This window comes from Stenotrophomonas sp. (genome assembly GCF_031995405.1).
In the GTDB taxonomy this organism is placed as follows: Bacteria; Pseudomonadota; Gammaproteobacteria; order Xanthomonadales; family Xanthomonadaceae; genus Stenotrophomonas.
This window is the reverse complement of record NZ_DAMAGC010000144.1, coordinates 2393-9557: the sequence shown is the minus strand read 5'-3', so window position 1 is coordinate 9557 and position 7165 is coordinate 2393. Positions and strand designations below refer to the sequence as shown.

6 protein-coding genes are annotated in these 7165 nt (G+C 68.1%); all 6 read right to left on the bottom strand.

Annotated elements, in window-relative coordinates; genetic code table 11:
• Positions 1 to 193: 193 nt before the first annotated feature.
• On the bottom strand, positions 194 to 1867 hold the full coding sequence (locus tag RTO53_RS17855; RefSeq protein WP_312239055.1) for a DUF4166 domain-containing protein: 1674 nt from the start codon (positions 1865 to 1867) through the stop codon (positions 194 to 196).
• An 88-nt stretch (positions 1868 to 1955) separates the two neighbouring features.
• Positions 1956 to 2627 carry a rhomboid family intramembrane serine protease gene (locus tag RTO53_RS17850; protein ID WP_312239054.1) on the bottom strand — a complete coding sequence of 224 codons (672 nt, stop codon included), beginning with the start codon at positions 2625 to 2627 and terminating at the stop codon, positions 1956 to 1958.
• A 101-nt stretch (positions 2628 to 2728) separates the two neighbouring features.
• Positions 2729 to 3094, bottom strand: coding sequence for an MGMT family protein (locus tag RTO53_RS17845; RefSeq protein ID WP_312239053.1), 366 nt, complete (start codon positions 3092 to 3094; stop codon positions 2729 to 2731).
• Positions 3091 to 4011, bottom strand: coding sequence for a DMT family transporter (locus RTO53_RS17840; protein WP_312239052.1), 921 nt, complete (start codon positions 4009 to 4011; stop codon positions 3091 to 3093). The genes RTO53_RS17845 and RTO53_RS17840 overlap by 4 nt, the downstream gene beginning before the upstream one ends.
• Before the next feature lie 410 nt (positions 4012 to 4421).
• Entirely contained in the window at positions 4422 to 5777 is a 1356-nt protein-coding gene (gorA, locus tag RTO53_RS17835) for a glutathione-disulfide reductase (RefSeq protein ID WP_312239051.1), read from the bottom strand.
• 183 nt (positions 5778 to 5960) lie between these two features.
• The coding region (locus tag RTO53_RS17830) for a DUF418 domain-containing protein (RefSeq protein WP_312239050.1) at positions 5961 to 7165 on the bottom strand (1205 nt) is incomplete at its 5' end.

Below are 7165 nucleotides of genomic sequence, written 5' to 3'. Positions count from 1 at the left end.
CTCCTGGGCAAAATAAAGGAGGAGGCCGCCACTACGCCAGGGGCCTACCGGCCGCTACGGGGCCCACGCGCGCGCGACAGCCCCGAGCGGAGACAACTCCAGATCCAAGCCGCTGGGACTGCACGGCCGTCGTGCACCATCGGCTACGGCTGTTGGAACAAGACGCTCCCCTCCATCGAGGAGAAACAGGTCTTCAGCCTGTCGTCACCGCGCTGACGCGCTGCAGCGTGCCGCGATAGGCGGCGATCAGACCGATCAGCGGTGCGGCAATCTCCACGTCGAACACGAAGCGACCGTCGCGTTCGGTCTCGAACGTGCGCCCACCCGGCAGCAGCGCCTTCGGCAACGGAATGCCCAGGCATGACCAGCGCCGCGTCACCAGATGCAGGCGATCGTCTTCCACCACCAGCGCGAGCGCCACATCCACGATGCCGAAGCGTTCGACCAGCAGCTGCTCGTTCCTGCCCTGCCCGCGCCACTGCAGCGACGAAAACCTGCGTCCGCCGAAATCGCGGGTCCAGCGCTCGCCACCCCGCTCCGGGGCGAATGCCACGCTCACCGGCACCGCCGCCGCGACCGGCGGGAAGCCGAACACGGCCCCCACGATCCGCGCCAGCAGCCCCTTGCCGCGGCGAACCTCGCCCACGCCCTGCCAACGCCGCGCCTGGCTGCTGTCATGCAGCGCCTGCACCTGCGCCGGCAGATCGTCGAAGGCGCTCCCAAGCAGCTGCCGATACAGGCTGGCACCGGGCATCTCGCTCCGGAACCCGGTATGGATCGAACGCCCCTGGAACAAACGCTGGTAATCCGACAATGCCAGCGCGTGCGTGGCCGGGCGCGCACCGTCAGCCGGCCGCTCGCCAACCAGTGCCTTGCGCAGCACCGCCTCGATCGCCATCGACGGAATGTAGGGGCCATCGTCGCCTTCGGCGAGCAGGTGCCAGCTCTGCTCGACCGGCACCCCGTTGGCAATCCCGCGCGCGCGCACGTACATCCCGCCGCGATGCTCGCCGAACTTCATCAGGTTGAGCACGCTGTAGAACAACCGCGACAGCGGCACCAGCGAGGGCAGGTGCAGTCGCGCCCGCGCCTTGGCCAACAGATTGAGCACGCGGTGCAGCACCTCCGGCACCGGGCCGGCGCCCATCCAGATATCGGTCATCGTCGGGTGCTCGGGCGGCAGCACCTGCAGATCGGGCACGTCCACCAGCGAAAAGTGCAGGTTGCGCAGCGGCAGCCTGCCCGGCACCGCAACAGTGAAACGCCGGCTTTCAGCCAGGCCGATGCCGTGGCCCGGTCGACCGTTGCGCTGCAGCTTCACCGGCGCACCGGCATAGCCGACCACCGCGCGCATCACATTGAGCCCGATGCCCGCGTAAGGTGACGGCGCGATGCCACCATCCACGCTGACGATGTCCATGTGCCTGGCCATCTCGCGCAGCACCGCGGCGGTCAGCACCGGGAAGCTGCTGACCCCGGACAGCACATACACACCGGCAGCCTTGGCCGGCGCATCGAACTGTGCCACGCCGAACACGAAATCGGCCGCATCGGCGAAATCGAGATAGGAAATCCGCGCGGCGATGCAGGCTTCGATCACGCTGTAGGGATGCGCGCCGTAATCCTGGAACGGACCGGACGCGTCCACCACCAGGTCCGGCCGTTCGGCCTCCAGTACCGGTTCGATGCGGTGCCGATCGACCTTCAGCGGCCGCACCCGCGGCGCGCCAACGTAGTCGGCACAGAACGCGGTCGCGGCCTCCAGATTGCGCCCGCAGATCAGCAGCTCCAGCTCGGGCAGGTCCGACAGCAGCCGCGCCAGCCGGCCGCCGAACACGCCGTAGCCGCCCAGGATCAGTATTTTCACGATGGAAACATCCTTGCTTCAGTGGATTGAACGGCCTGGATACGACGAAGGGCACCCTCGGTGCCCTTCATCTGGGTGCATTACGCCATCAACGGACGCTGCGCAGGTGGTTCTTTTTCCGCGGTCCACCGGGTGGACGCCTGTTGAACGGCGGTTGCCCGCGCCAGTAGCGGATCAGCAGCCAGCCGAACAGCATGCCGCCCAGGTGCGCGAAGTGGGCCACGCCCGGCTGCCAGCCGGTGGCGCCGAACACCAGTTCCATCACGCCGAATACGATCACGAAGGTACGTGCCTTCATCGGGATCGGCGGGAACAGCAGCATCACCCGCTGGTTCGGGAACAGCATGCCGTAGGCCAGCAGCAGGCCGAACACGCCACCGGACGCACCGAGCACGGTGACCGGGTCGGCCATCATCGCCCCGACCAGCAACTGGCACACGCCCGCACCGGCCACGCACACCAGGTAATAGGTCAGGAAGCGCTTCTCGCCCCAGGTCTGCTCCAGCGACGCACCAAACATGAACAACGCCAGCATGTTGAAGAACAGGTGGCTGAAACTGCCGTGCAGGAAGCCGTAGGTAAGCAGCTGCCACGGCTGGAAATTGCCGCCCGGCGAGAATGGATCGAAACCGCCGCGCAGCGGTTGCAGCATGAACGGCTCGAAGGTGCCGTTGCCGAGCAGGAAGGGCTGCTGCAGCAGGAACAGCACGATGTTGGCGATCAACAGTGCCTTGGTGACGGTGGGCAGTCGCGGAAACATGGGGGCATCCTTTGGAACTGCGCCCATCATAGCCGCAGCACCCTGCCCCGGGACTGCCCCGGTGCGACGTGTTCAACCGCATTAACGCCGCCCTGTCGGCCTCAGCCGGGACCCCACAGCGCCGCATCCAGATCGTCGCCGCCGCTGCGCGGCATGTGCTTGACCCGCCCACGTTCGATCGCCACGCCTTCGGCGCGCAGCCGCTGGCTCTGCTCCCGCCAGCCGCGCGAACCCTCCGGCATGGCGATGCGCCCGTCCGAGCGCAGCACACGGTGCCAGGGCAGATCCGGATCCTCATTCATGCCGAGCACGCGGGCGGTCAGCCGCGCCCTGCCCGGCAAGCCGGCCTTGGCCGCGACCTGGCCGTAGCCCATCACCTGGCCGCGGGGAATCGCCCGGATCACCGCGAGGATGCGCTCGCGCGCCTGCGCGGCCGCGTCTTCAGGTGCCGCCGCAGCCGGCGTCACGCGCGGGCGCGGCTGACCAGCAGCACGCCGACCAGCACCAGTGCCGTCCCCAGGATCTGCCAGGGGCCCATGGGTTCGTCGAGCAGCCATAGACTCATCACGATGGTGGATACCGGCCCGAGCATACCCACCTGCGCGGCCAGCGACGAGCCGATCCGCTTCACCGCCAGCATGATCGCCATCACCGGCAGCACCGTGCACAACGTGGCGTTGATCAGCGACAGCCAGTACACCGGCACCGGCGCCTGGCCCAGCGCCTCCAACGGGTGCAGCAGCGCGAAGTGCAGCACGCACAGCACGCAGGCCACGCAGCTGGCATAGGCGGTGAGGCGGATCGCACCGATCCGCGCCACCACCTGGCCACTGCCGAACAGATACAGCGCGTAACTCAGCGCACTGGCGAACACCAGCACACTGCCCAGCAGGATGCGGCCGCCTTCCAGCTGCAGGTCGTGGCCGAACGCCAGCAGCACGCCGAGGTAGCTCAGTCCAAGCGCGACCAGCTGCCAGCGGCCGGGCCTTTTTTTCAGCAGGACCAGGCTGATCAGCAGCACCAGCGTGGGATTGAGGTACAGGATCAGCCGTTCCAGGGTCACGCTGATGTACTGCAGGCCCTGGAAGTCCAGCAGGCTGGACAGGTAATAACCGGTAAAGCCCAGCCACAGCACGCGGCCACGATCGGCCCACGACAGTGCGGTGGCACGGCGCGCCGACCACACCGCCAGCAGCGCGAACAACGGGAACGCCATCAGCATGCGCAGCGCCAGCAGCGTAGTTGCATCCACGCCATGCCGGTAGGCCAGCTTCACGATCACCGCCTTGCCGGACGCGGCAACGGCGCCGACCGCGGCCAGCGCGATGCCACCGGCGGCGATGCGCGGGGAGGATGTGGGGAGCGACGAAACAGTAGGCGGCATCGGGACGGCAGACGGCCGCGCAGGGCGGCCGGATCACAGGTGGGGCTTGAATTGTCGCACGCCTGGGCAAGTGCCCTGTCCGCCCGGCACGCCTGCGGCAATGGCCCCATCGGCCTGCGTGGTAGAGCCGGGCCATGCCCGGCTGCTCTTCGCAGGGGGTGTCCGCGCGCACGAAGGTGGTGCGTTGCGGAGAGTGCCACCGGATCATTGGTGCGATTGCCACGCATGGCGTGGCATTGCCTGGATCATTGGTGCGGTTGCCACGCATGGCGTGGCACTACCCGGATCATTGCCGCGGTTGCCACGCATGGCGTGGCACTACCCGGATCATTGGCGCGGTTGCCACGCATGGCGTGGCACTACGTGGATCATTGGCTGGTATTGTCCGATTGGTCTCCGCTGATGCGCGGTCAGCGCATCAGGACGACCTCTTCGGCGGAGGTCGGATGGATCGCCACGGTGTCGTCGAACTGGGCCTTGGTCACGCCCATCTTCACCGCCAGCGCGAAGCCCTGCAGGATTTCGTCGGCCGACTCGCCCAGCAGGTGCACGCCGACCACGCGCTCGTCCTCGCCCACGCAGACCAGCTTGAACAGACTGCGCTGGGTGCCATCGGACAGCGCCTGCAGCATCGGGCGGAAGTTGCTGCGGTACACGCGGACATCGCCGTGTTTCTCACGCGCTTCTTCCTCGCTCAACCCCACCGCGCCCAGCGCCGGATGCGAGAACACCACGCTGGCGACATTCTCATAGTCCATCCTGGCCTGCGGCTGGCCACCGAACAGGCGATCCATCAGCTTGCGCGCGGCGGCGATCGCCACCGGCGTCAGGCCGACCTTCCCGGCGATATCGCCCACGGCATGCACGCTCGGTACCGCCGTGGTCTGCCACGCGTCGACTTCCACCTCGCCCTTGTCGCCAACCCCGATGCCCAGCGCCTCCAGCCCCAACCCGGCACTGTTGCCGCGGCGGCCGGTGGCGAAGAAGAGCTGGTCGAACACGGCGTCGTGCGGGCCGTCATGACCATAGGCAACGACCGCATCGCCATCGCGGCGCAGCTCACGCAGGCGGTAATCGAAGTGCACCTGCACGCCCTGGTGGCGCAGGTTCTCGGCCAGCTGCGCGGTCAGCTCGGCGTCGAAGCGCTCCAGCAACCGCGACCCGCGCACCAGCAGCGTGACCTTGCTGCCCAACGCCTGCAGCAGCCCGGCCAGTTCCACGGCGATGTAGCCACCGCCGACGATCGCCACGCGCTCAGGCGCGCTGCACAGGTTGAAGAAATCATCGGAGACCGCACCCAGCGCCGCGCCGGGAATATCCGGACGCTGCGGATGTGCGCCGGTGGCGATCAGCACGTGCGCGGCGCTGATGCGCACCCCGTCGCTGCATTCCACCGTGTGCGCATCCACCAGGTGGCCGCGACGCGGTACCCGCACCACGTTGTTTTCGTTCAGGCGCTTGAGATAACTGGCATGGATGTTGGCGATGTAGGCCTGGCGATGCACCACCAGTTCCTTCCAGTCCAGCGCCGGCCGCACCGGCACATCAAAGCCCATCGCCGCAGCCATCCCGATCCTGCCGGCCAGGTCGGCGGCCAGCCACATCGCCTTCTTCGGCACGCACCCGACATTGACGCAGGTGCCCCCCAGTTCGCCCGGCTCCAGCATCGCCACGCGCTGGCCGTGCTGTGCGGCGCGGAAGGCGGCGGCCAATCCGCCGGAGCCACCGCCCAGCACGATCAGGTCATAGTCGTAGTGCTTGCTCATTGGAATCGCTCAACTTGGTAGGGGCAGGATCCCGCGTCGGCGCGGCGCTGCGGATCCGAGAGGCCCGCTATTGTCCGCTGCCCACGCGCATGCGGATGACGAGAATGCCATGTCCGGCCGCGAGCCAGACGTGAGGACGTGCGGGCATGCAGTCGAGCATCGACCGGTCATCGACGGCCGCGCTCAGCGCTGCGCAGTCGCCCGGCGCAGCGGTGGCCACTGCAGGTAGGTCATCGCCCGCCAGCCCCATTCCAGCGGCCCGAAGCGGAAATACCGCAGCCACAGATGGCTGAGCAGCACCTGCAGGGCAAACACCGCCAGCGCGAACGGCACCTGCCAGGCGCGCGGCAGCTGTTCGAACGCACCCAGGCCATAGCCGTAGAACACCCACGTGCACAGCAGCGACTGGAGGAGGTACTGGGTCAACGCCATCCGGCCGACCGGCGCAAGCCAGTACAGCGCGTCACGTGCGCGCACGATCCAGGCCAGGTAGCCCAGGCACATCAGCAGCGAGGCCACCGAGGCCATCGCGAACGCCGCGCCACTGGCGGGAGTGAACGTGCCCGGTGCCAGGTAAGGCTGCCAGATGGCACTCGCCAGCATCACCACCAGACCGACCGGCAGCGCGCCCCAGCGCAACGCGCGGTAGAGGCGTTCGAAGCGCTCCGGCGTGGCCAGCGCACCACTGCGCGCGAACCAGCTGCCGATCAGGAACATGCCCAGCACTTCCGGCCCCACCACCACGATCGCGCTGAGCTGGGCGCGGAAATCATGCAGACGCTGCAGCACGGCCTGTGCGTAGCTGCCGTGGCCGTAGGCCTGGCGTTGCAGTTCGATGGTCTGCTGCGCGCTCTCGATGGCGGCGCGCGCCTGCGCATTGTCCGGGCCCGCCTGCTGCCCCATCATCGCGCCCAGCAGCAGCATCAACGCCGCCGCGCCCAGATACGTCAGCACGCCCATCGTCGGCAGCCAGCGTGTCGGCGCCTCGCGGCAGGCCAGCAACGCCAGGGCGACCAGCGCGTAGATCACCAGGATGTCGCCGGACCAGACCAGCAGCGCGTGGCACAGGCCGATCAGCAGCAGGCCCGCCGTGCGTCGCAGGTAGAACGGGGTGAACACACGCCCGGCCGCATCCGCGCGCCCGGCCATGATCGCAAAGCCGGCGCCGAACAACAGCGAGAACAACGTGAAGAATTTGCCCTGCACCAGCACGTAGATGGCCGCGTCGGCCCAGTAGTCCAGCCCGTGCCAGTGCGGATCGATGCCGGTGAAGGCCAGGTCCAGCGGTCCGCTGAACGCCTCCATGTTCATCAGCAGGATGCCCAGCAGGGCGAACCCGCGCAGGATGTCCAGCACCGCGATGCGCTCGCCGACGGCGACCGGCTGCA

Coding starts and splice junctions, on each gene's coding strand:
- gorA (WP_312239051.1), bottom strand. CDS start 5,777: ATGAGCAAGCACTACGACTATGACCTGATCGTGCTGGGCGGTGGCTCC.
- RTO53_RS17840 (WP_312239052.1), bottom strand. CDS start 4,011: ATGCCGCCTACTGTTTCGTCGCTCCCCACATCCTCCCCGCGCATCGCC.
- RTO53_RS17850 (WP_312239054.1), bottom strand. CDS start 2,627: ATGTTTCCGCGACTGCCCACCGTCACCAAGGCACTGTTGATCGCCAAC.